General features: G+C 71.9%; 18 protein-coding genes. 11 read left to right on the forward strand and 7 right to left on the reverse strand.

Annotated elements, in window-relative coordinates; all coding sequences use genetic code 11:
- Nucleotides 1-361 precede the first annotated feature (361 nt).
- On the forward strand, nucleotides 362-703 hold the full coding sequence (locus ACZ7D7_RS01865; protein ID WP_470822417.1) for a DUF6542 domain-containing protein: 342 nt from the start codon (nucleotides 362-364) through the stop codon (nucleotides 701-703).
- A 99-nt stretch (nucleotides 704-802) separates the two neighbouring features.
- Here the strand turns inward: ACZ7D7_RS01865 and ppgK are convergent, their stop codons facing one another.
- The gene (gene ppgK, locus ACZ7D7_RS01870) at nucleotides 803-1,549 is read right to left on the reverse strand and encodes a polyphosphate--glucose phosphotransferase (protein ID WP_470821531.1); all 747 of its coding nucleotides are present in this window, start codon (nucleotides 1,547-1,549) and stop codon (nucleotides 803-805) included.
- 67 nt (nucleotides 1,550-1,616) lie between these two features.
- Entirely contained in the window at nucleotides 1,617-2,639 is a 1,023-nt protein-coding gene (locus ACZ7D7_RS01875) for a 4-hydroxy-3-methylbut-2-enyl diphosphate reductase (protein WP_470821533.1), read from the reverse strand.
- Between the two features lie 104 nt (nucleotides 2,640-2,743).
- On the opposite strand from ACZ7D7_RS01875, the gene xseA reads away from it, so the two are divergent.
- From xseA to ACZ7D7_RS01890, 3 genes are all read left to right on the forward strand, one after another.
- On the forward strand, nucleotides 2,744-3,952 hold the full coding sequence (gene xseA / locus ACZ7D7_RS01880; RefSeq protein ID WP_470821534.1) for an exodeoxyribonuclease VII large subunit: 1,209 nt from the start codon (nucleotides 2,744-2,746) through the stop codon (nucleotides 3,950-3,952).
- A gap of 9 nt (nucleotides 3,953-3,961) precedes the next feature.
- Nucleotides 3,962-4,222, forward strand: a complete 261-nt coding sequence (locus tag ACZ7D7_RS01885) for an exodeoxyribonuclease VII small subunit (RefSeq protein ID WP_470821535.1) — start codon at nucleotides 3,962-3,964, stop codon at nucleotides 4,220-4,222.
- A 138-nt stretch (nucleotides 4,223-4,360) separates the two neighbouring features.
- Complete coding sequence (locus tag ACZ7D7_RS01890) at nucleotides 4,361-4,951, forward strand: malonic semialdehyde reductase (protein ID WP_470821536.1); 591 nt, start codon at nucleotides 4,361-4,363, stop codon at nucleotides 4,949-4,951.
- A 103-nt stretch (nucleotides 4,952-5,054) separates the two neighbouring features.
- Here the strand turns inward: ACZ7D7_RS01890 and ACZ7D7_RS01895 are convergent, their stop codons facing one another.
- A complete protein-coding gene (locus ACZ7D7_RS01895) occupies nucleotides 5,055-5,582 on the reverse strand; it encodes a DUF4245 domain-containing protein (protein WP_470821538.1) in 528 nt (175 codons plus the stop codon).
- A 126-nt stretch (nucleotides 5,583-5,708) separates the two neighbouring features.
- Between ACZ7D7_RS01895 and glpX the strand changes: the two genes are divergently transcribed.
- The gene (glpX, locus tag ACZ7D7_RS01900) at nucleotides 5,709-6,743 is read left to right on the forward strand and encodes a class II fructose-bisphosphatase (protein WP_470821540.1); all 1,035 of its coding nucleotides are present in this window, start codon (nucleotides 5,709-5,711) and stop codon (nucleotides 6,741-6,743) included.
- Between the two features lie 122 nt (nucleotides 6,744-6,865).
- Here glpX and ACZ7D7_RS01905 read toward each other — a convergent pair whose 3' ends face one another.
- The 3 genes from ACZ7D7_RS01905 to ACZ7D7_RS01915 form a co-directional block, all read right to left on the reverse strand.
- Nucleotides 6,866-7,243 (reverse strand): WhiB family transcriptional regulator, encoded by a 378-nt coding sequence (locus tag ACZ7D7_RS01905; protein ID WP_470821541.1) that lies wholly within the window; start codon nucleotides 7,241-7,243, stop codon nucleotides 6,866-6,868.
- Nucleotides 7,244-7,439: 196 nt separating this feature from the next.
- A complete protein-coding gene (locus tag ACZ7D7_RS01910) occupies nucleotides 7,440-9,752 on the reverse strand; it encodes a glycoside hydrolase family 9 protein (protein WP_470821543.1) in 2,313 nt (770 codons plus the stop codon).
- A gap of 135 nt (nucleotides 9,753-9,887) precedes the next feature.
- Nucleotides 9,888-11,993 (reverse strand): cellulase family glycosylhydrolase, encoded by a 2,106-nt coding sequence (locus tag ACZ7D7_RS01915; RefSeq protein ID WP_470821544.1) that lies wholly within the window; start codon nucleotides 11,991-11,993, stop codon nucleotides 9,888-9,890.
- A 505-nt stretch (nucleotides 11,994-12,498) separates the two neighbouring features.
- On the opposite strand from ACZ7D7_RS01915, the gene ACZ7D7_RS01920 reads away from it, so the two are divergent.
- A complete protein-coding gene (locus ACZ7D7_RS01920) occupies nucleotides 12,499-15,087 on the forward strand; it encodes a glycoside hydrolase family 9 protein (RefSeq protein WP_470822418.1) in 2,589 nt (862 codons plus the stop codon).
- Nucleotides 15,088-15,122: 35 nt separating this feature from the next.
- Here ACZ7D7_RS01920 and ACZ7D7_RS01925 read toward each other — a convergent pair whose 3' ends face one another.
- The gene (locus ACZ7D7_RS01925) at nucleotides 15,123-15,812 is read right to left on the reverse strand and encodes a DUF1707 SHOCT-like domain-containing protein (RefSeq protein WP_470821545.1); all 690 of its coding nucleotides are present in this window, start codon (nucleotides 15,810-15,812) and stop codon (nucleotides 15,123-15,125) included.
- 145 nt (nucleotides 15,813-15,957) lie between these two features.
- Between ACZ7D7_RS01925 and ACZ7D7_RS01930 the strand changes: the two genes are divergently transcribed.
- The 5 genes from ACZ7D7_RS01930 to ACZ7D7_RS01950 all read left to right on the forward strand — a co-directional run bounded on the left by ACZ7D7_RS01930 (nucleotide 15,958) and on the right by ACZ7D7_RS01950 (nucleotide 23,937).
- Nucleotides 15,958-17,634: a fumarate hydratase gene (locus ACZ7D7_RS01930; RefSeq protein WP_470821546.1), complete on the forward strand. Its 1,677-nt coding sequence runs from the start codon at nucleotides 15,958-15,960 to the stop codon at nucleotides 17,632-17,634.
- A 215-nt stretch (nucleotides 17,635-17,849) separates the two neighbouring features.
- A complete protein-coding gene (locus ACZ7D7_RS01935; protein WP_470821547.1) occupies nucleotides 17,850-19,271 on the forward strand; it encodes a M28 family metallopeptidase in 1,422 nt (473 codons plus the stop codon).
- Nucleotides 19,272-19,387: 116 nt separating this feature from the next.
- Nucleotides 19,388-20,791: a class II fumarate hydratase gene (locus ACZ7D7_RS01940; protein ID WP_470821549.1), complete on the forward strand. Its 1,404-nt coding sequence runs from the start codon at nucleotides 19,388-19,390 to the stop codon at nucleotides 20,789-20,791.
- Between the two features lie 85 nt (nucleotides 20,792-20,876).
- Nucleotides 20,877-21,572, forward strand: a complete 696-nt coding sequence (fomD, locus tag ACZ7D7_RS01945) for a cytidylyl-2-hydroxypropylphosphonate hydrolase (protein ID WP_470821550.1) — start codon at nucleotides 20,877-20,879, stop codon at nucleotides 21,570-21,572.
- A gap of 280 nt (nucleotides 21,573-21,852) precedes the next feature.
- Nucleotides 21,853-23,937, forward strand: a complete 2,085-nt coding sequence (locus ACZ7D7_RS01950) for a SpoIIE family protein phosphatase (protein ID WP_470821551.1) — start codon at nucleotides 21,853-21,855, stop codon at nucleotides 23,935-23,937.
- Nucleotides 23,938-23,984: the final 47 nt, after the last annotated feature.

The raw sequence follows: 23,984 nt of genomic DNA on the forward strand, positions 1-23,984 counted from the left end.
TCCCGCCGGTGCCGCAGACGGCCCCGGCCAAGGGAGCCGCTCCCCCGGCCAAGGGACCGGCTCCGGGACCCGGTCCGGGTCGGTCGGCGGATCCCCGCCCCGGCCCCGCTCCGAGCCCCGCTCCGAGCCCCGTTCCGAACCCCGCCCCGGCACGCCCCGGCGGCCCGCCGACGCTCGCCGCCCGGCCGGCGTCCGGCGCCCGGCCGACGACACCCGCCGCCCCGCCGAGACCCGCCGGGCCCCCGAAACCCGACGGACCGCCGACGTCCGCCGGACCCCCGCCCCCACCCCCGGTGCCGGGCTGCGCTTCCCCGATCCCCGGCTGACCGGCCTCGGTGGCGGTCTCTTCTGTGTCGCCGTGATGTTCCTGCTGGGCGTGCTCGACCAGGTGCTGTTCGGGGCCTCGCTCACCGTCTACGGCGTGCTGTTCCTGCCCGTGTGCGTACTGACCTCACTGTGGGTGCGGCCCAGCGATCTGCTGACCGCGCCCGTCGTCGTACCGATCGCCTTCGCGCTGGGGCTGCTGCCCGTGGCGCCGCGCGGCGACGGGGCCGGGGACCGGCTGATGGGGCTCGTGTCCGCGCTGGCCACGGAGGCGGGCTGGCTGTACGGCGGGACGCTCGTCGCCGGCGTGATCGTGATCACCCGCCGGATCCGCCTCGTCCGGCGCCGCGCCGCCGCCCGCGCTCGTACGACCGGCTGACCGCGCCCGACGCTGATCGCTCCCGGGCAGGAGCCGCCCCCGCGACACCCCCCGCGAGCACCTCCCGCAAAGCCCGGCCGCCTACGCCCGGCCTACCGCCTACCGACCCTCCGCCGCCCGCATCGCCGCCCCCACGATCCCCGCGTTGTTCTGCAGCTGCGCCGGGACGATCTCCGCCTTGATGCCCTCGATGTGGGGCAGGAACTTGTGGGCCTTGCGGCTGACGCCGCCGCCGATGATGAACAGCTCCGGCGAGAACAGCATCTCCACGTGGGCGAGGTACTTCTGGACGCGGTGCGCCCACTCCTCCCACGACAGGTCGTGGTCCTCCCGGGCCTTGCTGGAGGCGCGCTTCTCCGCCTCGTGGCCGTGCAGTTCGAGGTGGCCCAGCTCGGTGTTGGGCACGAGGGCGCCGTCCAGGAAGAGCGCGCTGCCGATGCCCGTGCCGAACGTCAGCAGGACGACCGTGCCCCGGCGGTCCCGGCCTGCGCCGAAGTGCATCTCGGCGATGCCCGCCGCGTCGGCGTCGTTCACCACGGTCACCGGCAGGCCGCCGAGGCGGTCGCCGAGCAGGGCTCTCGCGTCGGTGTCGATCCAGGACTTGTCCACGTTGGCCGCGGTGCGGATCGTGGCGCCGCCGGTCACCACGCCCGGGAACGTGATGCCGACCGGGCCCGTCCAGCCGTAGTGCTCGACGACCTCGCGCACGCCGTCGGCCACCGCGTCCGGCGTGGCCGGTTGGGGGGTCAGCACCTTGTGGCGCTCCTGGGCGAGGTCGCCCCGCTCGAGATCGACCGGGGCACCCTTGATCCCGGATCCGCCGATGTCCACACCGAAGATCTGCATGGCCTTACGTTACGACGAACGACTGACAGTCACCGCTCGCTCAGCGTGACCCGACCCCGGGCCCAGGTCAGCCCGCGGCGCCCGCCGCACCCGTACCGCCCCGCTCCGCCACCAGCGCCGCCGCCTCCTCGCGCAGGTCGCGGCGCAGTTCCTTGGGCAGCGAGAAGGTGATGGACTCCTCGGCGGCCCTGACGAGCTCGACGTCCTGGAAGCCGCGCTCGGCCAGCCACTCCAGGACCTGCTCGACCAGTACCTCCGGCACGGACGCGCCCGAGGTGACGCCGACCGTGGAGACGCCCTCCAGCCAGGCCTCGTCGATCTCGTCGGCGAAGTCGACCAGGTACGCCTCGCGGGAGCCGGCGAGCTTGGCGACCTCGACGAGCCGCTTGGAGTTGGAGGAGTTGCGGGAGCCGACGACGATGACCAGTTCGGCCTCGGCGCCCATCTGCTTCACGGCGAGCTGCCGGTTCTGCGTGGCGTAGCAGATGTCGTCGCTGGGCGGCGAGATCAGCTGCGGGAACTTCTCCTTGAGGGCGTCGACGGTCTCCATGGTCTCGTCGACGGAGAGCGTGGTCTGGGAGAGCCAGACGACCTTGGACGGGTCGCGGACCTCCACCTTGGAGACGTCCTCGGGGCCGTCCACGAGCTGGATGTGGTCGGGGGCCTCGCCGGAGGTGCCGATGACCTCCTCGTGGCCCTCGTGGCCGATCAGGAGGATGTCGTAGTCCTCGCTCGCGAACCGGACGGCTTCCTTGTGGACCTTGGTGACGAGCGGGCAGGTCGCGTCGATGGTGGCGAGGCGGCCCTGCTTGGCCTCCTCGTGGACGGTCGGGGCCACGCCGTGCGCCGAGAACATGACGATGTTGCCCGGCGGCACCTCCTCCGTCTGCTCGACGAAGACGGCGCCCTTCTTCTCCAGGGTCTGCACGACGTACTTGTTGTGGACGATCTCGTGCCGGACGTAGACGGGAGCCCCGTACTGCTCCAGGGCTTTCTCGACGGCGATCACGGCGCGGTCCACACCCGCGCAGTAGCCCCGGGGGGCGGCGAGCAGGACACGGCGGCCAGACGAAGCAGTCATGCGGTCCATCGTAAGGCCGCGCGGGGCGGCTCGAAGATCGCCTCCGGGTGGACCGGTGCGCGAGGGCCGCCGGTGCGCGGGCGCTGTCGGTGGGGCCGACTACGCTCACCGGCATGGCTGTCAACACGTCCGCGGAAGCGCCGCTGCCCGTCGGCGAGGTGTCGCGTCTCATCGGCGGCTGGATCGACCGGCTAGGGGCGGTGTGGGTCGAGGGGCAGATCACGCAGCTCTCGCGGCGCCCGGGCGCCGGGGTGGTGTTCCTGACGCTGCGCGACCCGTCGTACGACATCTCCGTCGGCGTCACCTGCTACCGGCAGGTGTTCGACGCGGTCGCCGACGTGGTGAGCGAGGGCGCGCGCGTGGTGGTGCACGCGAAGCCGGAGTGGTACGCGCCGCGCGGGCAGTTGTCGCTGCGGGCCGCGGAGATCAAGCCGGTGGGCGTCGGGGAGCTGCTGGCGCGCCTGGAGCAGTTGAAGAAGTCGCTCGCGCGGGAGGGGCTGTTCGCTCCGGAGCGCAAGAAGCCGCTGCCGTTCCTGCCGCAGCTGGTCGGGCTGGTGTGCGGGCGGGCGTCGGCCGCCGAGCGGGACGTCCTGGAGAACGCGCGGCACCGCTGGCCGGCCGTCCGCTTCGAGGTGCGCAACGTCGCGGTGCAGGGTGTGCACGCGGTCCCGCAGGTCGTGCAGGCGGTGAAGGAGCTCGACGCGCTCGACGAGGTCGATGTGATCGTCGTGGCGCGCGGCGGCGGCAGCGTGGAGGACCTGCTGCCGTTCTCCGACGAGCAGTTGGTGCGCGCGGTGGCGTCCTGTCGTACGCCGGTGGTGTCCGCGATCGGGCACGAGCCGGACAATCCGCTGCTGGACCACGTGGCCGACCTGCGTGCCTCGACGCCCACGGACGCGGCCAAGAAGGTCGTGCCGGACGTGGGCGAGGAGTACGAGCGCGTGCGGATGCTGCGGGACCGGGCGCGGCGCTGCGTGGAGGGCTATCTGGCGCGGGAGGAGCGCGGCCTCGCGCACGCGCTGGCGCGTCCCTCGATAGAGGATCCGCACCGCATGATCGACACGCGGGCCGACGAGGTGTCGGCGCTGCTGGACCGGGGGCGGCGCTGTCTGCGGCACCAGCTGGACCGTGCGGACTCCGAGCTGGCGCACACGCACGCACGCGTGGTGGCCCTGTCCCCGGCGGCGACGCTGAAGCGCGGGTACGCGGTGCTCCAGCGGGCGGACGGGCACGCGGTGCGCGATCCCGGTGAGGTGGAGGCCGGGGAGGCGCTGCGGGCGCGGGTCTCCGAGGGCGAGTTCTCCGTACGAGTCGATGCATAGGGTGAGGGGATGACCAGCGAGGTGGACGACGTGACGGAGCCGGCGGCCGTGGCCGAGGCGCTCGGGTACGAGCAGGCACGGGACGAGCTGATCGAGGTGGTGCGGCGCCTGGAGGCGGGCGGTACGACGCTGGAGGAGTCCCTCGCGCTGTGGGAGCGCGGCGAGGAGCTGGCCAAGGTGTGCCGGCGCTGGCTGGACGGGGCGCGGGCGCGGCTGGACGCGGCGCTGGCGGAGGAGGCCGGGGCCGAGGGCGACGAGGGGACCGAGTAGCGCGGCCTCGCTCCCGCCCGCCCCGGCGTTGTGAGAAGGGCCACCCCCGCACCTCATTAATTGAACGTTGAACTTCCATCGCGTACTGTCGATGCCGTCAGCCGATCTTCGGAACCGACATCGAGTGAAAGTGCAGACATGTCCCTCGTTCTTGACCCCGCCGCCCAGGACCTGCTGTTCCGCGAGGCCCGCACCGCGAACACCTTCTCCGACGAGCCGGTGACCGACGAGCAGGTCCAGGCGATCTACGACCTGGTCAAGTACGGTCCGACGGCGTTCAACCAGAGCCCGCTGCGCATCACCCTGGTCCGCTCCCCCGAGGCCCGCGAGCGCCTGGTCCAGCACATGGCCGAGGGCAACCGGCCCAAGACCGCCACCGCCCCGCTCGTCGCGATCCTCTCCGCGGACAACGAGTTCCACGAGGAGCTGCCGCAGCTCTTCCCGCACTTCCCGGCCGCCAAGGACGCGTTCTTCTCCGAGCGCCCGGTCCGCGAGGGCTCCGCGACGGTGAACGCCGCGCTCCAGGCCGCGTACTTCATCGTCGGCGTCCGCGCCGCCGGTCTCGCCGCCGGCCCGATGACGGGCTTCGACTTCGAGGGCGTGCGCAAGGAGTTCCTGGACGACGACCACACCCCGCTGATGGTCGTCAACATCGGCAAGCCGGGCCCGGACGCCTGGTTCCCGCGCTCCCCGCGCCTGGCCTACGACGAGGTCGTCACCACCGTCTGAACCGCCCGACCGGCCTCGCGCCGGTCCCGCGCACGACCCCGCGCACACGAAAGGCCCCCGGCTCACCGCCGGGGGCCTGCGCACGTCCATGCCGCCGCGGCGGCTACTTCATCTCCAGCGCCTCGACCATCGTCGTCAGCCGCTCGAACGGAGCCGTGCCCGCGACGACCGTCGTCTCGCCGTCCTCGCCCTTCAGGACCAGCGCGTCGTACCGCCCGCCGCTGTACCGGGTCCAGGTGCGGCCGTCGATCTCCTCGGTCGCGTCGGTCGCCTCCGAGCCCTGCGTGGCCTCGTCGACGAACTCGCCCGGCTCGGCCGTGGACTGCTTGATCACCACGTAGTGGCCGTCGGGGCCGTGGAAGCCCAGGTGCCACATGTCGGAGTTGGCGCCCTCGAAGCGGACCGAGGTCGGCTTCCAGCTGTCCGGCAGCCCGACGGGCGCGGCCACCGGGTACGACGCGGCCCTGCGCGCCGTGAGCAGCTCGACGCGGTAGTCCACTCGCTCGACGGCGGGTTCCTTCTCGTCGTCGTGCGGGATGAAGAGGTACATCACTCCCGCCGCGAGCAAGATGACCCCCAGGGACAGAACCATGTCCAGGGTCGACTTCTGCTTGCCATTCCTACCTGCCACAGCCCCTATCGTCGCAGGTGCCCGGTCCGCTCATCCGTGGGGGGCCCTGCTCATTTTGTCCGCGTGCCGATAGAGTCGGGCCCAACACCCTCATCCGGCCGTCGTCGTACAGAAAGGTGCGCTCCGATGACCGAGCATCATCATTTGCCGTCCGAACTGGACGTGCCCTCCGAGGCTCCCGACCGCAACCTCGCCCTCGAACTGGTGCGGGTCACCGAGGCCGCCGCGATGGCCGCCGGCCGCTGGGTGGGTCGCGGGGACAAGAACGGCGCCGACGGTGCCGCGGTGCGCGCCATGCGGACGCTCGTCTCCACCGTCTCGATGAACGGCGTCGTCGTCATCGGCGAGGGTGAGAAGGACGAGGCCCCGATGCTCTTCAACGGGGAGCGCGTCGGCGACGGCACGGGTCCCGAGGTCGACATCGCCGTCGACCCGATCGACGGCACCACGCTGACCGCCAAGGGCATGCCGAACGCGATCGCGGTCCTCGCGGCGACCGAGCGCGGCGCGATGTTCGACCCGTCGGCCGTGTTCTACATGGACAAGCTGGTCACCGGCCCCGAGGCCGCCGACTTCGTGGACATCAACGCGCCCGTGTCCGTGAACATCCGCCGGGTCGCCAAGGCCAAGCGGGCCACGCCCGAGGACGTCACGGTCGTCATCCTGGACCGGCCGCGGCACGAGGGACTCATCGACGAGGTCCGGCAGACCGGCGCGCGCATCAAGCTGATCTCCGACGGTGACGTGGCCGGCTCCATCCTGGCGCTGCGCGAAGGCACCGGCATCGACCTGCTGCTCGGCGTCGGCGGCACCCCGGAGGGCATCATCTCGGCCTGTGCCGTGAAGTGCCTGGGCGGCACCATCCAGGGCAAGCTGTGGCCGAAGGACGACGAGGAGCGGCAGCGGGCGATCGACGCCGGCCACGACCTGGACCGCGTCCTGACGACCGACGACCTGGTCTCCGGCGACAACGTCTTCTTCGCCGCGACCGGCATCACCGACGGTGAGCTGCTGACGGGCGTGCGGTACCGCTCCGAGACGGCGACGACGTCGTCCATCGTGATGCGGTCGCGGTCCGGAACGGTGCGGCGCATCGACTCCGAGCACCGGCTGAGCAAGCTGCGGGCGTACAGCGCGATCGACTTCGACCGGGCCAAGTAACTCCGCTCAGCGCAGTTACTCACCAAGAGGGGCACCCCCTGTGCGGAGGGGGTGCCCCTTCCCTTGGCCTGCCCGTCCTTTTCTGCCCTGCTCGTCCTTGTCCGGCTTGCTCGCGCCGCGTGTCAGCCCGCCGCCGCTATGCGGCCCGTCGCACGCGCCGCCTTCTTGAGTTCCATCTCGCGGCGGCGGCGCCGGGCGAGGACCACGCGGCGCTCGGCGGCGGTGAGGCCGCCCCAGACGCCGTAGGGCTCGGGCTGGAGCAGGGCGTGCTCGCGGCACTCGACCATGACCGGACAGCGCGCGCAGACGCGCTTGGCCGCCTCCTCCCGGGAGAGCCGGGCGGCGGTGGGCTCCTTGGACGGCGCGAAGAACAGGCCGGCCTCGTCGCGTCGGCACACCGCCTCGGTGTGCCAGGGAGCGTCCTGGTCCCTGTCGCGCGCGGGCATTCGCTGGGCCGGGACGGCAGCTGCCTGCAAGGACGAATGCGGCGGTTGCAGCACGGTCTACTCCTGACGACGGCTTCGCGAGCGAGAGACGATGCAGCAAGGCCTACCCGCTGTGCGCGCGCCTATGCACAGTGTGCCGAACCGCCCGTTCCGCAAGGGCAGTTGAGCGCCCCTCGAACAGCACCCCCGGCGCGCCCCCGGATCGTTCCCGAAGTGCCCCGGGAGTGCCCCGGGAGTGCCCCGGACCGCCTCAGGCGAGCCCGCAGTCCCTCCCGTTCAGCGTGAAGCCCGTCGGTGTGCCCGCGGGCGTGCCCGTGCCCCGGAAGCCGAAGGCGACCGTGCCGCCCGCCGGGAGCGCGGCGTTGTGGGCGACGTTGGTGGCGGTCACGGCGGCGCCGCTCTGGGACGTGGTGGCGTTCCAGGCGCCGGCGATCTTCTCGGAGCCCTTGAAGGCGAAGCCGAGCTTCCAGCCGTCGAGTGCGGTGGTGCCGGTGTTCCTCACCGCGACGTCGGCGGTGAATCCGCCCGTCCAGGCCTGGGTGACCTTGTACGTCACGACGCACGATCCCGCCGGGCTCGGCGTGGGAGTGGGAGTGGGAGTGGGAGTGGGGGTGGGCGTCGGCGTCGGCGTGGGAGTCGGCGTCGGCGTCGTGCCGTCGGGGTCCGAACCCCACTGCCTCGCCGCGCCCTCCATCAGCACGATGCGGGGCGCGTCCACCGGCGTCGTGCCCGGCGTCGTCGCCGACGTGGGGTACGACCAGTCGTTCGACGGGTCCCACGCCCCCGTCGAGCTGATCCGGAACTGCACCTCCTTGCGGTACGCCGACTGCCCCGCCGGGGCGATGGTCGTGTCCGAGCAGTCCACGGTCACGTAGTAGACGTCGTCCCCGTACTCGGCGGCCCGCGTCGGCCCGGAGACCTTCCCGCACTGGTTGTAGTTGGTGGAATGGCTGATCCGGTCCGGGGTGACGCCCGGCTCCAGCGTGAAGTAGTAGCGCAGCGAGGCGTCGGTCAGCGCCCGCGCCGGCCACGCCGACTTGTTGACCAGGTACGCCTTGATCTCCGTGAAGCCCGGCCCGGTGGCGTTCACCGACGCCTGGACGGAGATCTCGGGCCCGTCCGGCTGCTCGGCCTTCGGGAAGTCGGCGAGCGGGCTGCCGCCGTACTCGCCGTAGAGGCGGGCCAAAGCTCCGGTGAAGGCCGCGTTGTAGTCGGTGGCGACCTCGTTGTTCACGTAGTTCGACCGGTCGTCGGTGTAGGTGTCGTCCGGCGCGCTCGGCCCTCCGACCAGGGCGCCGTAGAGCGTGTGCCGGTTGTCGGCCGGGCTGCTCAGCTGGTCCGTCCAGGAGCCGTGGGCGGTCCGGTGGTGCGGCTTCGTCGGCGGGTTGGGGCCGAAGCCGACGACATAACTCGACCTGCGGGGATTGTCGCCGAGCGCGTAGTTGATCTGCCGCACCGCGAAGTCGTGGTAGCGGCTCTTGCGCTCGCTGTCGCCGCTGAGCCAGTCCGCGTACTGGAGCGCCACGAAGGCCGTATTGGCGGCGTACCGCAGTGATCCCCAGCTGTCGAGCACGGCCTGCCCGCCCGGCGAGTACCGCACCCGCCGGCCGCCCACGCCGACCGTCCACCAGTCGAGCCAGCGGTTGGTGTCGTCGACGTACTTCCGCTTGCCGGTGAGCTGCGCCAGCAGGGCGTACGCCCCGTACGAACTGTCGTCCCACGACAGCGTCCAGCGGTAGGACCGGGTGCTGGTCTGGGGCTCGGTGGAGAGGTTGTCGTAGGCCGACTCCGCTTTCGCCAGGTAGGCCGCGTCGCCGGTCGCCCTGTAGAGCCAGATCGCGCCCCAGACCAGCTCGTCCTGGTAGCCGCTCCACGAGTTGTAGTACGACTTCGCGTCGGTGATGCAGTCGCTGTACTTGCCCCGGTACTGGTCCGCGAAGGCGTACAACTGCTTGGCGTGCGTGACCAGTTCGGCGGCGTACGCCGGGTCGCTGTCCGCGAACACCATCGACGACGACGCCATGGCGGCGGCGGTCTGGCCGGCGAGGTCGGAGCCGGGGCAGGACGCGTCGATCCGGTACGCGGGCCGTGCCATCGGCATGACCTCGGCCGGGCCCCACCACTTGTGGTCGTCGGCGCCGTTGCCGACCTGCCCGTACAGGACGTTCGGGGCCGGGTGTGCCTTGATGAAGTAGTCGTTGACGAAGCGGAGGTTGTTCTTCAGGTGGACGAGCTGCCCCGAGGAGGTGTACGCCGCCTTCTCCTCCACTCCGCCCCAGGCCAGCATGGTCGCGGAGAAGGCCATCGGCAGGCCGAACTTGACGTGGTCACCGGCGTCGTACCAGCCCCCGGTCAGGTCGAGGCCGGCGTCCTTGCCGTCGTCCAGGCCGGAGTCGCCGCGCCATCCGATGCGGTTGAAGCCGGGGATCTCGCCCGACTGCTGCGCCTCGTAGAACGCGAGGGACTTCTGGAGCGCCTCGCCGTAGTTGAAGGCCGGCGCCGCGGAGGCGGTGGTCGGCTGTGACAGCGGAAGGAGCAGCCCGGCGGCGACCGTCCCCGCCACGGCGTATGCGGTGACACGGCGAGAGCGCCGTGGGGTCCTGTGGTCTCTTCCGGGTTTCAGGAGGGTGATCGCGCGCACGGAACAGTCCCTTCCGCTCGTCGGCCAGGGGGTGGGTGGTGGGGACGTGCCGGCCCGTCAGGCGGGCGGTGCGCCCCAGGCCAGGGCCGTGGCCGTGTACGCGGGGATCTTCGGAGCGTCCGCGTACGCCGTGGCCGTCGACCGGCTGTAGTCGTCGGCCTCGTTGAAGTTCGACCAGTCCGACTTGCTCATCCGCAGCTGGATGTCCCCGGTGTCCCGGCCGGCCGCGAGCGAGCCGCCGGCGAACGACACCTCCAGGTAGGCGTCCGCGCCCGCGACCGGCGTGGTCAGGGCGACGACCCTCAGCTTCACCTGCGCGCATCCGACCACCGCGTGGTCGCACCACGCGCTGACCGACGGGGACCCGCCGTCCCGGGTGAAGTAGTAGCGCGCCGACACCCTGCTCAGATCGACCGCCGCGGAGCCGGAGTTGACGATCTGGAGGGACGGGCGGACGGCGTTGTCCGTCGCGGAGGCGTCGCTGTTCTTGTAGCGGACCTTCACCGCGCCCGACGGGTCGCCGCCACCGCCGTCCGCCTCGGTCGTCACGCTCAGCGCCGCCGACGCGGCCGACACGTTGCCCGCCGCGTCCCGCGCCCGCACGGTGTAGCGGTACGCCGTCGAGGGCGTGAGGCCCGTGTCCGTGAACGACGTGCCGGTCACCGGCGTGGCGTTCGCCTTCGTCGTGCCCCGGTAGACGTCGTACCCGGTCACGCGCACGTTGTCCGTCGAGGCGGACCACGAGAGGGACACGCTGCTCGCCGTCTTCGCGGTGGCGGTGAGGCCGGCCGGCACACTCGGCGCGGTGGTGTCGCTCGGGTCGGGAGTCCCGCCGCCGTAGACGTCGGCCACGCTGATGCCCGTGGTGCTGCCCGCGCCGCCCAGCGGCACCTCGTGGTCGAGGCCGACGAACTTGCCGCCGTGCTGCCACAGGGCAGGCTTCAGCAGGGCGTACTTCTCCTCGTCCCACGTCTTCCAGTCGCCGAGCAACAGGCCGCCGGTGTCACCGGAGTTGGGGTTGACGCACCAGAAGGTCTGGTGGATGCGGTGCTCGACGATGAGGTCGCGCAGCGCCGTCATCCACTTCTCGTTCGGCCCGCCGTCGAGGAATCCGCCCCATTCGCCGATGAGCAGCGGCGACTTGTTCTCTTTGTGCAGGTACAGCCAGTTGGGGTCCCAGACGTCCCGTTCGAGGGTCGTGCGGTCCCAGTTGCCGGTGAACCAGGGCTGGGCGAACACGAGCGGGCCGTAGTCGTGCGGCGAGTAGACGAGCTGGTCGCTGTTGGCGCCGAGGTCGACCGGATGGTCGCGCACGCCGCGCAGATTGCCGCCCCACCAGGTGGAGTGGTAGTCGGTCGGCGTCGTGGAGGTCCAGCTCACCCCGGCCTTGGGGTAGACCTCGATGCCTTCGCACAGCACCAGGACGTTCGGGTTGATCGCCAGGATGCGCTTGCCCGCGGTCTCGCAGGCGTACTTGAAGTTGTCCTGGTCGGTCGAGCCGTCCCACTTGGCCCGGAGGGTCTCGTTCGCCTTGCCGTGCGGCTCGTTCTTGACGTCCATGGCGACGAGCGTGTCGTCGGCCTTGTAGCGGGCCGCCACCCACTCCCACGCGCTGTAGAACTGCTCGGAGGTGATGGAGCCCTTCCACCACACCGGGTACGTGTGACCGGAGTTGTCGGCGTCCGCGCTGTGCACGTCCAGCATCACCTTGATGCCGTACTGCTCGCACAGGCGCAGCCAGAAGTCGAAGATCTCCAGCGAGGTCTTGCCCGCGATCTCGGGGTTCGCGTAGGTGTTGATGCCGGACGGGACGGCCGCCCGGCCCTCCTTCCACTCCAGCAGGAGCGTCGTCGAGATCGGCACCCGGACGATGTTGATGCCGCGGCCGGCCATCGACTTGGTGAGGTCGGTGATGTTGGCGGACCACAGTCCGTGGAAGACGCGCTCTGAGGCGTTGAAGCCGAACCAGTTGGCCCCGGTGAGCCAGACCTCGTTGCCGCTCGCGTCGACGATCTTGTTGCCCCGGGTGTGCAGCCAGTCGTCGCCCACGGCGGCGGCGCTGTGCGTCGCGTCCCCGGCCGTCCTGGCGTCCGCCGCCGGGGCGGCCTGGGCCACCGCCCCGCCCGCGAGGCCGCCCACCGCGACGAGCGCCGCGGTCAGCACCGCGGCCAGGAGTCGTCGCGGGTGCCGTCCGTCTCGCGGCTGCCGTCCGTCTCTTCGTAACTGCCTCACTGTGCGCCGGCCTTTCCGTCGGGAGCGGGAGAACGGGAGGTGCACGTGCGTGGAGCCGGAACCGCGAGAACGCCGCACTCGGGAGCGCTCCCGGGCGGCGCGGGAGTGGGAGCGCTCCCACTCCTCGCTTCGGCCAGGACTGTAGGGCCGCCGCGCCCCCTTGGCAAGACAAGCCGCACGGTTCGCATTCACCGCACGAGGAAGCCGAGTTGGGGGAAGAAACGGGCCGATCGCTGTCCGACGTCTTGACGCCGCACCCCTCACTCCCGACATTGGGAGCGCTCCCATCTCTGTGTGCGCTCCCGTACCTCAGAGCTGTCGCACACCCCTACTCCCCAAAGAGGACCATGGCGTGTCGCCTCATCAGCTTCCACATCCGCATCGGGTCCGTACGTCCCGTACGTCCCGCAGACCGGTCCGGCACAGCCGCCTCGCGCTGACCGTCACCGCCCTCGCCGGCCTGCTCGCCGGGGCCCTGGCCGCGTCCCCCGCCACCGCCGCCGAGCCGGTCGAGGAGCCACCGGAGCTCATCGTCAACGGCGACTTCAGCGCCGGGACCGCCCCGTGGTGGTGGACCGAGAACAGTCCCGGCGCCGTGGTCGACGGGCGCCTGTGCGCCGACGTCCCCGCCGGCACGGCCAACCCGTGGGACGCCATCATCGGGCAGAACGGGCTCGCCCTCACGGCCGGTGAGGGATACACGCTCAGCTACACGGCGACGTCGACGGTGCCGGTCACCATACGCACCAACGTGCAGATGGCCGTCGATCCCTGGACGACGGAGCTCTCCGCCGCGCAGCAGGTGGGGGCGAGCGCCGAGCCCGTGACCCACACCTTCACGGCGTCGGCCGACCACGACGCCGCCCAGCTCGCCTTCCAGATCGGCGGCAGCGACGAGGCGTTCACGTTCTGCGTGGACGACGTGTCCCTGCGCGGCGGCACCGCACCGCCCCCGTACGTGCCGGACACCGGCTCACCCGTCCGCGTCAACCAGGTCGGCTACCTCACGAACGGCCCGAAGAGCGGCACCCTCGTCACCGACGCCACCGAGCCCCTGACCTGGACGGTCAACGCGGCCGACGGGACCCGGCGGGCGAGCGGCACCACCAAGCCGGCCGGCGTGGACCCCACCTCGCGCCAGAACGTCCACACCTTCGACTTCAGCTCCGTGACCACCCCCGGTGAGGGCTACACCGTCACGGTCGGGGAGGACGAGAGCGAGCCGTTCTCGATCGGCGACGACCTCTACGACTCGCTGCGCACCGACGCGCTCGCGTACTTCTACCACAACCGCAGCGGCATCGAGATCGACGCGGACATCGTCGGCGAGAAGTACGCCCGCCCCGCCGGACACGTGGGCGTGAGCCCCAACCAGGGCGACAAGGACGTGCCCTGCCAGCCCGGCGTGTGCGACTACCGCCTGAACGCGGCCGGCGGCTGGTACGACGCCGGGGACCACGGCAAGTACGTCGTCAACGGCGGCATCTCCGTGGCCCAGTTGATGTCCACCTTCGAGCGGACGCTGACGGCGGAGCACGCGGACGGTACCCCGCTCGGCGACGGCAGGCTGAAGCTTCCGGAGCACGGCAACGCCACGCCCGACATCCTGGACGAGGCCCGCTGGCAGCTGGACTTCCTGATGCGGATGATGGTGCCGCAGGGCGAGCCGCTGGCCGGCATGGCCCACCACAAGCTCCACGACAAGGCGTGGACCGGCCTGCCGCTGCGCCCCGACCAGGACCCGCAGCCCCGTGAGCTGCACCCGCCGACCACCGCGGCGACGCTCAACGTGGCCGCCACGGCCGCCCAGTGCGCCCGTCTCTTCGCGCCGTACGACGCCGGCTTCGCGGCCAAGTGCCGTACGGCGGCGGTCACCGCGTGGAACGCGGCCAAGGCCCACCCGGCCGTGTACGCCGACCCCGATGACGGCACGGGCGGCGGCGCCTACCCCGACGACGACGTGCGCGACGAGTTCTACTGGGCCGCGGCGGAGCTGTTCCTCACCACCGGTCAGGACACCTACCGCCAGGAGGTACTGCGCTCGCCGCTGCACGGCAACACCGGCCTGGTCTTCCCGCGCGGCGGCATCTCGTGGGGCTCCGTGGCGGGCCTGGGCGCGCTGAACCTGGCGACCGTGCCGAGCAAGCTGACGGCCGAACAGCTCCAGTCGGTGCGGACCATGGTGACGCGGGCGGCCGACGGGTACGCGGCCGACTCTGCCGACACCGCGTACGGCCTGCCGTACGCGCCGTCCGACGGGCACTACGTGTGGGGCTCGAACAGCCAGGTCGCCAACAACATGGTGGTCCTGGGCACGGCCCACGACCTGACGGGCAAGGGCGTGTACCGCGACGCGGTGCTGCGCGGGCTCGACTACCTGCTGGGCCGCAACCCGCTCAACCAGTCGTACGTCACCGGATACGGCGAGCGGGACTCGCGCAACCAGCACCACCGCTTCTGGGCGAACCAGCTCGACCCGTCCCTGCCGAACCCGGCGCCGGGTTCGCTGGCCGGCGGCCCGAACGACGCCATCCAGGACCCGGTCGCGCAGAGCAAGCTGAAGGGCTGCGCGCCCGCGATGTGCTACATCGACGACATCGAGTCGTGGTCGACGAACGAGATCACCATCAACTGGAACGCCCCGCTCGCCTGGGTGGCCTCCTACGTGGACGACCTCGACGGCGGCGGCGACCGCAGCCCGGTCTGTGAGGTCACCTACACCTCGACCCGGTGGGACGGCGGCTTCACTAGCCAGGTCGTGGTGAAGAACACCGGCGCCCGGACGGTCGGCCCCTGGCAGCTGACGTGGACGTACGGCGACACGCAGCGCGTGAAGGACCCGTGGGGCGCCACCGTCTCCCAGACCGGCCCGCAGGTCGTGGCCAAGTCACTGAGCTGGAACTCCACCCTGGCCCCCGGCGCCACGACCAGGTTCGGCTTCAACGGCACGTCGAGCGGCCAGGTGCACGACCCGCGGGTCTTCCGGCTGAACGGCGAGTCCTGCGGGGTGAGGCCCGCCGCGTAGCCCGGAAACAGCCAGGAACGTCCCGGCGCGGCCCACTAGGGCGCGTGCTTGCCCGTCACGCGGTCGAGGATGTCCGCGACGAGCTTGCCGCGCCTGGGCCGCGCCTCGATGTTGCCGAGGACGGCCCAGCCGTCGACGTAGACCACGGGGGCCTCGGCGTCGGGCGAGTCCGTCGTGTCCACCTCGAAGTTGCCGAGGACCCCGCCGCCCATGCCGCGCAGCGACACGTTCTCCGGGACGCGGACCTGGACGTCGCCGAAGACCGACATCGCCTTGATCACGACCTGCTGGTGGTCGAAGAGCGCCTCGCTGAGGTCGATCTCGACGCTGCCGAACACCGCGTAGGCATGGATGCGGCGGCCGGTGCGCCAGCGGCCCTTGCGGACGGCGCCGCTGAACACCGCGACGACGCTGTCGTCGGGGTCGACCGGGATGGCACCGGCCGTGGGGCGGTTGGGCGCCGGGCTCCACGCCGGCGCCGCGGGTCTGCCGTGGGCGGCGGGCAGGTCCTGGACGAAGACCTCCAGCTCGCCGACGGTCTTGGCGGCGAGCACGCCCTCCACCCGCTCCGCGTGCTCGTCGGGGGTGAGCCGGCCCTCGGCCAGGGCCTCGCGCAGGATGTCGGCGACGCGGTCGCGCTCGGCGTCCGACGCGCGCATCTCGGCGGGGGGCGCCGCCGAGCCCGGTCGCGGGTCGGCGGCTGGGTCGTGCTTCTGTAGGTCCACGACAGCAGCGTACCCAAACGCGATAGATCGCGAACAGGGGTCGCCGTCATCGACTGAGCCTTACCTCACAAGCCCGCCGCCCGCCACAGGTTCTACGCTGGTGGGCGCTGCCAACGGAGGTCAGCCGCAGTCCGTCGAGTGAGGAATGGGCGAGATGCCTGAGTTCGCGTACACCGATCTGCTCCCCATGGGAGAGGACACCACCCCGTACCGGCTGGTGACCTCCGAGGGTGTCTCCACCTTCGAGGCCGACGGGCGGACCTTCCTCAGGGTGGAGCCGGAGGCCCTGCGCAAGCTGGCCGAGGAGGCGATCCACGACATCCAGCACTACCTGCGGCCGGCGCACCTGGCGCAGCTGCGGCGCATCATCGACGACCCCGAGGCGTCGAGCAACGACAAGTTCGTGGCGCTGGACCTGCTGAAGAACGCGAACATCGCCGCCGCCGGCGTGCTCCCCATGTGCCAGGACACGGGCACGGCGATCGTCATGGGCAAGCGCGGGCAGAACGTCCTGACCGCGGGCGAGGACGAGAAGGCGCTGTCCAAGGGCATCTACGACGCCTACACGAAGCTGAACCTGCGCTACTCGCAGATGGCTCCCCTCACGATGTGGGAGGAGAAGAACACCGGCTCCAACCTCCCGGCGCAGATCGAGCTGTACGCGACCGACGGCGGCGCCTACAAGTTCCTGTTCATGGCGAAGGGCGGCGGCTCGGCCAACAAGTCGTTCCTGTACCAGGAGACCAAGGCCGTCCTGAACGAGGCCTCCATGATGAAGTTCCTGGAGGAGAAGATCCGTTCGCTGGGCACGGCCGCCTGCCCGCCGTACCACCTGGCGATCGTCGTCGGCGGCACGAGCGCCGAGTACGCGCTGAAGACCGCGAAGTACGCCTCCGCGCACTACCTGGACGAGATCCCGGCCGAGGGCTCGCCGCTCGGGCACGGCTTCCGGGACAAGGAGCTGGAGGAGAAGGTCTTCGAGCTGACGCAGAGGATCGGCATCGGCGCGCAGTTCGGCGGCAAGTACTTCTGCCACGACGTGCGCGTGGTGCGCCTGCCGCGGCACGGCGCGTCCTGCCCGGTCGCGATCGCCGTGTCCTGCTCGGCCGACCGCCAGGCCGTCGCGAAGATCACCGCCGAGGGCGTGTTCCTGGAGCAGCTGGAGACCGACCCGGCGCGCTTCCTGCCGGACACCACCGAGGAGGACCTGATCCAGTCCGGCGAGGTCGTGAAGATCGACCTCAACCGGCCGATGGACGAGATCCTCGCCGAGCTGAGCAAGCACGAGGTGAAGACCCGGCTGTCGCTGTCCGGCCCGCTGGTCGTGGCCCGTGACATCGCGCACGCCAAGATCAAGGAGCGGCTGGACGCGGGCGAGGAGATGCCGCAGTACCTGAAGGACCACCCGGTGTACTACGCGGGCCCGGCGAAGACGCCCGAGGGCTACGCGTCCGGCTCCTTCGGCCCGACGACGGCCGGCCGCATGGACTCCTACGTGGAGCAGTTCCAGGCGGCGGGCGGCTCCAGGGTGATGCTGGCCAAGGGCAACCGCAGCAAGCAGGTCACGGACGCCTGCGCCGCGCACGGCGGCTTCTACCTGGGCTCCATCGGCGGCCCGGCGGCGCGTCTCGCGCAGGACTGCATCAAGAAGGTCGAGGTCCTGGAGTACGAGGAGCTCGGCATGGAGGCGGTCTGGAAGATCGAGGTCGAGGACTTCCCGGCGTTCATCGTCGTGGACGACAAGGGCAACGACTTCTTCCAGGACCCGGCTCCGGCGCCGACGTTCACCAGCATTCCGGTGCGGGGTCCGGGGCTGGTGTAAGCGGGTCCGCAGGGGCGGGGGCGACGGTCGCCCCCGCCCTCTCGCGTATCCGGATAGCGGAACGCGCGTGCTTCTTTCGGACAACCTGGCCGACGCGCCGTCCGTTGCGTTGACGGCCCCCTCCGCGCCTGTGAGTCTTCTCGCCGCCCCGACATGCGCATGCCATGTCGGGGTTCTCGTGGCTCCACCCCACAGCCACCACCGGAGGAGACAAGGTGATACGAAGATGGGCCGTGGCGAGCGTCTCGCTCGCCGCACTGCTCGGCGGGACGGTCCCCGCCGTGGCCGCCGGTTCCGCGCCGGCCGCCCCCGCCGCCACCGTGAGCGCCGCACCCGACGTCGACGTGACGAAGGTTAAGGCGCACCTGAACGAACTGAGCGCCATCGCCGCCCGCAACGGCGGCAACCGCCGTTCCACCGGCCAGGGTTACCGCGACTCCGTGGCCTATGTGAAGGGCAAGCTCCAGGCCGCCGGGTACACCGTCACCGAGCAGCCGTGCACCTCCGGCTGCACCAGCGGCGCCGGGCCCAACCTGATCGCCGAGTGGCCGCAGGGCGACGCGGGCAACGTGATCATGTTCGGCGCGCACCTCGACGGCGTCTCGGCCGGCCCGGGCATGAACGACAACGGCTCCGGCTCGGCCGCCCTGCTGGAGAACGCCCTGACCCTGGCCCAGCAGAACCCCGCCATGGCGGCCCGGGTCCGCTTCGCGTGGTGGACCGACGAGGAGCAGGGCCTCAACGGGTCCGACTTCTACGTCCGTTCGCTGACCTCGACGGAACGCGCCAGGATCAAGGCGTACTACAACTTCGACATGGTCGCCTCCGTCAACGGCGGCTACTTCGTCAACCACATCACCTCCGCCGCCGCGGCCCCCATGAAGGCCTACTGGGACTCGCTGGGCCTGCAGCCCGAGGAGAACACCGAGGGCGCCGGGCGCAGCGACGACTACCCCTTCGAGCAGTACGGCATCCCGACCTCCGGCTACGCGATGGGCGCGAGCGCCCGCAAGACCTCCGCGCAGGCCGCGAAGTGGGGCGGGACGGCCGGCGCCGCCTACGACCCCTGCTACCACCGGTCGTGCGACACGCTGACCAACATCAACACCACCGGCCTCGACCGCGCCTCCGACGGCATCGCGTACACCCTCTGGCAGCGCGCCGTGGGGACCGGGACCGGCGGCTGCGACACCGCCGGCGCCGTCGCCAACGGCGGGTTCGAGAGCGGCACCGCGCCCTGGACCGGCGCCACCGGCGCGATCGGCGCCCACACGGGCCAGTCCGCGCACACCGGGACCCGGTACGCCTGGCTGTCCGGGTACGGCACCACGCGCACCGAGTCGATCGCCCAGGCGGTGGCCGTGCCGGCCGGCTGCACCCGGGCCACGCTGACCTACTGGCTGCACATCGACACCGACGAGACCGGTTCGACGGCGTACGACAGGTTCACGGTGAAGGCCGACGGCACCACGCTCGTCACGCTGTCCAACGTGAACGCGGGCAGCGGCTACGTGCAGCGCACGGTCGACCTGACCGCGTACAAGGGCCGGACCGTGACGGTGACGTTCACCGGCAGCGAGGACTCGTCCCTGCAGACGAGCTTCCTGCTCGACGACGTCTCCCTCCAGGGCAGCTGAGCCGGCGCCGAGCCCCCGCACCCGTTCCGCGCCCCGCCGTTCCACCTCGGCGGGGCGCGGGCACCGCGGGAATACGCTCGAACGGCACGGCTGCTGTGAAACTCGGAGGTACGACGATGACGACCACGGACGACGACGGGCGCTACCGGATCGAGCACGACTCCATGGGCGAGGTGCGGGTGCCCGCCCACGCCAAGTGGCGGGCGCAGACGCAGCGGGCCGTCGAGAACTTCCCGGTGTCCGGGCAGCGGATCGAGCGCGCCCACATCGAGGCGCTGGCGCGCGTCAAGGGCGCCGCGGCCAAGGTGAACGCCCGGCTCGGGGTGCTCGACGAGGACGTCGCGCGGGCGATCCAGGAGGCCGCCGCCGAGGTCGCGGAGGGGCGCTGGGACGAGCACTTCCCGGTCGACGTCTTCCAGACCGGTTCCGGCACCTCGTCCAACATGAACGCCAACGAGGTGATCGCCACCCTGGCCAGTGAGCGGCTCGGGCGGGACGTGCATCCGAACGATCACGTCAACGCCTCGCAGTCCTCCAACGACGTCTTCCCGTCCTCGATCCACATCGCCGCGACGGCCGCCGTCACCCGGGACCTGATCCCCGCCCTGGAGCACCTCGCCGCGTCCCTGGAGCGCAAGGCGGCCGAGTTCGCCGACGTCGTGAAGTCGGGGCGGACGCACCTGATGGACGCGACGCCGGTCACGCTGGGGCAGGAGTTCGGCGGCTACGCGGCGCAGATCCGGTACGGCGTGGAGCGCCTGGGCGCCTCCCTGCCCCGGCTCGCCGAGCTGCCGCTGGGCGGCACCGCCGTCGGCACCGGCATCAACACCCCGCCCGGCTTCTCCGCCGCCGTCATCGAGGAGGTCGCCCGCGTCACCGGGCTGCCGCTGACGGAGGCCCGCGACCACTTCGAGGCGCAGGGCGCCCGGGACGGCGTCGTGGAGACCAGCGGGCAGCTGCGGACGATCGCCGTGTCGCTGACGAAGATCGCCAACGACCTGCGCTGGATGGCCTCGGGGCCGCGCACCGGCCTCGCCGAGATCTCCCTGCCCGACCTCCAGCCCGGCTCGTCGATCATGCCCGGCAAGGTCAACCCGGTCGTGCCGGAGGCCGTGCTCATGGTGGCCGCCCAGGTCGTCGGCAACGACGCGACCGTGGCGACCGCCGGCGCCGCCGGGAACTTCGAGCTGAACGTGATGCTGCCGGTCATCGCGAAGAACGTCCTGGAGTCCGTCCGGCTGCTCGCCAACGTCTCCCGCCTCCTCGCCGACCGCACCGTCGACGGCATCGTCGCCGACCGCGAACGGGCCCGCGAGTACGCCGAGTCGTCGCCCTCGGTGGTGACGCCGCTCAACAAGTACATCGGCTACGAGGAGGCCGCCAAGGTCGCCAAGAAGGCCCTCGCCGAGCGGAAGACGATCCGTCAGGTCGTCCTGGAGGGCGGCTACGTCGACCGGGGCGACCTGACCGAGCGCCAGCTCGACGAGGCCCTCGACGTCCTGCGGATGACCCGGCCGTGACGGCGGCGTGCGGCGCGGTGTCCCCGGCGCGCGAACCGTGACGCGCGCCGCAGCGTCGTCTTCCGGTGACACCTAATATCTGTGCATGGCGGACGGTGATGTGGTGAGCGCGGAAGCGGAAGCGGGCGGAGCCCCGCGTTTCTGGAGCCCCGGGACACAGATCCTGTGGCGCTACCGGGAGAACGCCGGCGAGCGCTTCCACATCGCGCGCCCGGTCACCGTCGTACGGGACGACGCGGAGCTGCTCGCGGTGTGGCTGGCGCCCGGCACGGAGTGCGTGAAACCGGCGCTCGCCGACGGCACGCCCCCGCATCTGGAGCCGCTCGCCTCCCGTTACACCAAGCCCCGGACCGTGCAGCGCGACCGGTGGTTCGGCACCGGCGTGCTGAAGCTGGCCCGGCCCGGCGATCCGTGGTCGGTGTGGCTGTTCTGGGAGCCGGGCTGGCGGTTCAAGAACTGGTACGTGAACCTGGAGGAGCCGCTAGCCCGTTGGGAGGGCGGCGTCGACTCCGAGGACCATTTCCTGGACATCTCCGTGCACCCGGACCGCAGTTGGCACTGGCGCGACGAGGACGAGTTCGCGCAGGCCCAGCGGGACGGCCTGATGGACGCGCGGCTGGCCGAACGGGTGCGGCGGGCGGGCCGGGACGCGGTCGAGGTCATCCGCGCCTGGGGACCGCCTTTCGCGGACGGCTGGCAGGACTGGAGACCGAATCCGTCCTGGGGGGTACCGTCTCTGCCGGATGACTGGGACCGTACGCCCGCGCACGTGTCCTCATGAGACCCTTGATGCGCCCCCGGGCAAGAAACGTAGGATCTTCCTCCGCAAGGGCGCGCAGTGGCAATCACCGGAGCACGCGCTGGGCTTGACCGATCGTCACCGAGGGGCGGCTGGACGTGAGCGAGGGGTACGAGGGCACCACCGGCAGGAGCCGCGGCCGGCCTGCCGGTCGCACAGAAGCAACCTCTGACCACGCGGGAATTCCGTTCCTGGGGCACTCATTCCGGGTATCGGAATTTCGGCGGGACGAACTGCACGCGCGGCGCGCAGCCCCGGACGGATGGATTCGACACGCGTGACGGAGCAGCCGACCTCTTACGAGCGCCCCCAGACGGGCGCCGACCCTGCGGACCCCCGCGGGGCGCTCCTGCATACCGCGACGCCGCCGCTCGGCGCCGGCTTACCGCCGCAGGCCCGTACCGGCGGCGAGTCGGCCGTGCCGGGCGCCGCGGCGTCCGGCGCCGCGCCGGCACCGGCCGGTTCGGAGCACTCGCAGCCGGGCGCCGAGCAGTCCGCGGAGCCCGAGGCGCACCGGCCGCGCCCCGCCCCGGAGGCCATACCGGCCCAGCCCGGCGGGCAGCCGGGCGAGGCGCCGCAGCCGCCCGAGGGACCGGAGCGCCGCACCGGACAGGTCCCGCAGCGAGGCCGTCCCACGCCGATGCGGCGCGACGGCGACCGGCTGCGGTTCGTCGGCGCGGCGACCCGCCGGATCGCCCGGGGCATCGACCTGGACGAGATCGTGATGGGGCTGTGCCGGGCGACCGTCCCGACGTTCTCCGACGCGATCCTCGTCTATCTGCGCGACCCGCTGCCCGTGGGCGACGAGCGGCCCACCGGGCCGCTGGTGCTCCGCCTGCGCCGCACCGACCGCATCCCCGCCGAGCGCGACACCGAGGGCGGCTTCATGCCCGCCGCGCAGCCGGAGCCGTCCGAGCTGGACACGGTCGGCAGCGAGCTGTGCGAGGTGCGTCCCGGCAGCGCGCTGGCCGAGGTGCTGCGCGGGGTGCGGCCCGTCTTCACGGACGCGCCGGCCGCCCGCGCCGCGCTGCCGGAACTGCTCGGCGAGGGCAACGAGTTCGTGGTGCCCGGCGGCCAGCGCGCCATCCTCGCGCCGCTGCGCGGCCGGCGCCGGGTGATCGGCGCCGCGCTGTTCCTGCGCCGCCCCGAGCGCCTGGCGTTCGAGACGGACGACCTGCTGGTGGCGGCGCAGCTCGCCACGCACAGCGCGCTGGGCATCGACAAGGCGGTGCTGTACGGCCGCGAGGCGTACATCGCCGACGAGTTGCAGCGCACGATGCTGCCGGAGACCCTGCCGCAGCCGACCGGCGTCCGCCTCGCCTCCCGGTACCTGCCGGCCGCCGAGACGGCCCGCGTGGGCGGCGACTGGTACGACGCGATCCCGCTGCCGGGCAGCCGCGTCGCCCTCGTCGTCGGCGACGTCATGGGCCACTCGATGACGTCGGCCGCGATCATGGGCCAGCTGCGCACGACCGCGCAGACCCTGGCCGGCCTCGACCTGCCGCCGCAGGAGGTGCTGCACCACCTCGACGAGCAGGCGCAGCGGCTCGGCACCGACCGCATGGCGACCTGCCTGTACGCGGTGTACGACCCGGTCTCGCACCGCATCACCATCGCCAACGCCGGCCACCCGCCGCCCGTGCTGCTGCACCTGGGCGGCCGGGCCGAGGTGCTGCGCGTCCCGGCGGGCGCGCCCATCGGGGTCGGCGGCGTCGACTTCGAGGCGGTGGAGCTGGACGCCCCGGCCGGCGGCACCCTGCTGCTCTACACCGACGGGCTCGTGGAGTCGCGGCTGCGGGACGTGTGGACCGGGATAGAGCAGCTGCGCGAGAAGCTCGCCGCGACCGCGCAGCTCACCGGCCCGGACCATCCGCCGCCCCTGGAAGCGCTGTGCGACGAGGTCCTGGACATGCTCGGACCGGGCGACCGGGACGACGACATCGCGCTGCTCGCCGCCCGCTTCGACGGGATCGCGCCGAGCGACGTGGCGTACTGGTTCCTGGAGCCGGAGGACGCCGCCCCGGGCCGGGCCCGGCGGCTGGCGCGCCGCGCACTGGCCCGCTGGGACATGGAGGACCTCACCGACTCCGTGGAGCTGCTCGTCAGCGAGGTCGTGACCAACGCGGTGCGGTATGCCTCGCGGCCGGTCACGCTGCGGCTGCTGCGCACCGACGTGCTGCGCTGCGAGGTCGGCGACGACGTGCCGCAGCTGCCGCGGCTGCGGCAGGCGCGGGCCACGGACGAGGGCGGGCGCGGGCTGTACCTGGTGAACCGGCTGGCCCGGCGCTGGGGCGCGACCCGGCTGAGCACCGGCAAGGTGGTGTGGTTCGAGCTGAACCGCGGCTGAGGGGCCGCTGACACACGAGGAGAGGGGCGCCCGGCACTGTGCCGGGC

Source organism: Streptomyces sp. NPDC037054 (assembly GCF_055606745.1).

Excerpts from the sequence above, each read along its gene's own strand:
- fomD (WP_470821550.1), top strand. The coding sequence starts at position 20,877 with ATGGCGGACGGTGATGTGGTGAGCGCGGAAGCGGAAGCGGGCGGAGCC.
- ACZ7D7_RS01875 (WP_470821533.1), bottom strand. The coding sequence starts at position 2,639 with ATGGACCGCATGACTGCTTCGTCTGGCCGCCGTGTCCTGCTCGCCGCC.
- ACZ7D7_RS01890 (WP_470821536.1), top strand. The coding sequence starts at position 4,361 with ATGTCCCTCGTTCTTGACCCCGCCGCCCAGGACCTGCTGTTCCGCGAG.
- xseA (WP_470821534.1), top strand. The coding sequence starts at position 2,744 with ATGGCTGTCAACACGTCCGCGGAAGCGCCGCTGCCCGTCGGCGAGGTG.
- ACZ7D7_RS01865 (WP_470822417.1), top strand. The coding sequence starts at position 362 with ATGTTCCTGCTGGGCGTGCTCGACCAGGTGCTGTTCGGGGCCTCGCTC.
- ACZ7D7_RS01930 (WP_470821546.1), top strand. The coding sequence starts at position 15,958 with ATGGGCGAGATGCCTGAGTTCGCGTACACCGATCTGCTCCCCATGGGA.
- glpX (WP_470821540.1), top strand. The coding sequence starts at position 5,709 with ATGACCGAGCATCATCATTTGCCGTCCGAACTGGACGTGCCCTCCGAG.
- ACZ7D7_RS01885 (WP_470821535.1), top strand. The coding sequence starts at position 3,962 with ATGACCAGCGAGGTGGACGACGTGACGGAGCCGGCGGCCGTGGCCGAG.
- ACZ7D7_RS01940 (WP_470821549.1), top strand. The coding sequence starts at position 19,388 with ATGACGACCACGGACGACGACGGGCGCTACCGGATCGAGCACGACTCC.
- ACZ7D7_RS01950 (WP_470821551.1), top strand. The coding sequence starts at position 21,853 with ATGGATTCGACACGCGTGACGGAGCAGCCGACCTCTTACGAGCGCCCC.
- ppgK (WP_470821531.1), bottom strand. The coding sequence starts at position 1,549 with ATGCAGATCTTCGGTGTGGACATCGGCGGATCCGGGATCAAGGGTGCC.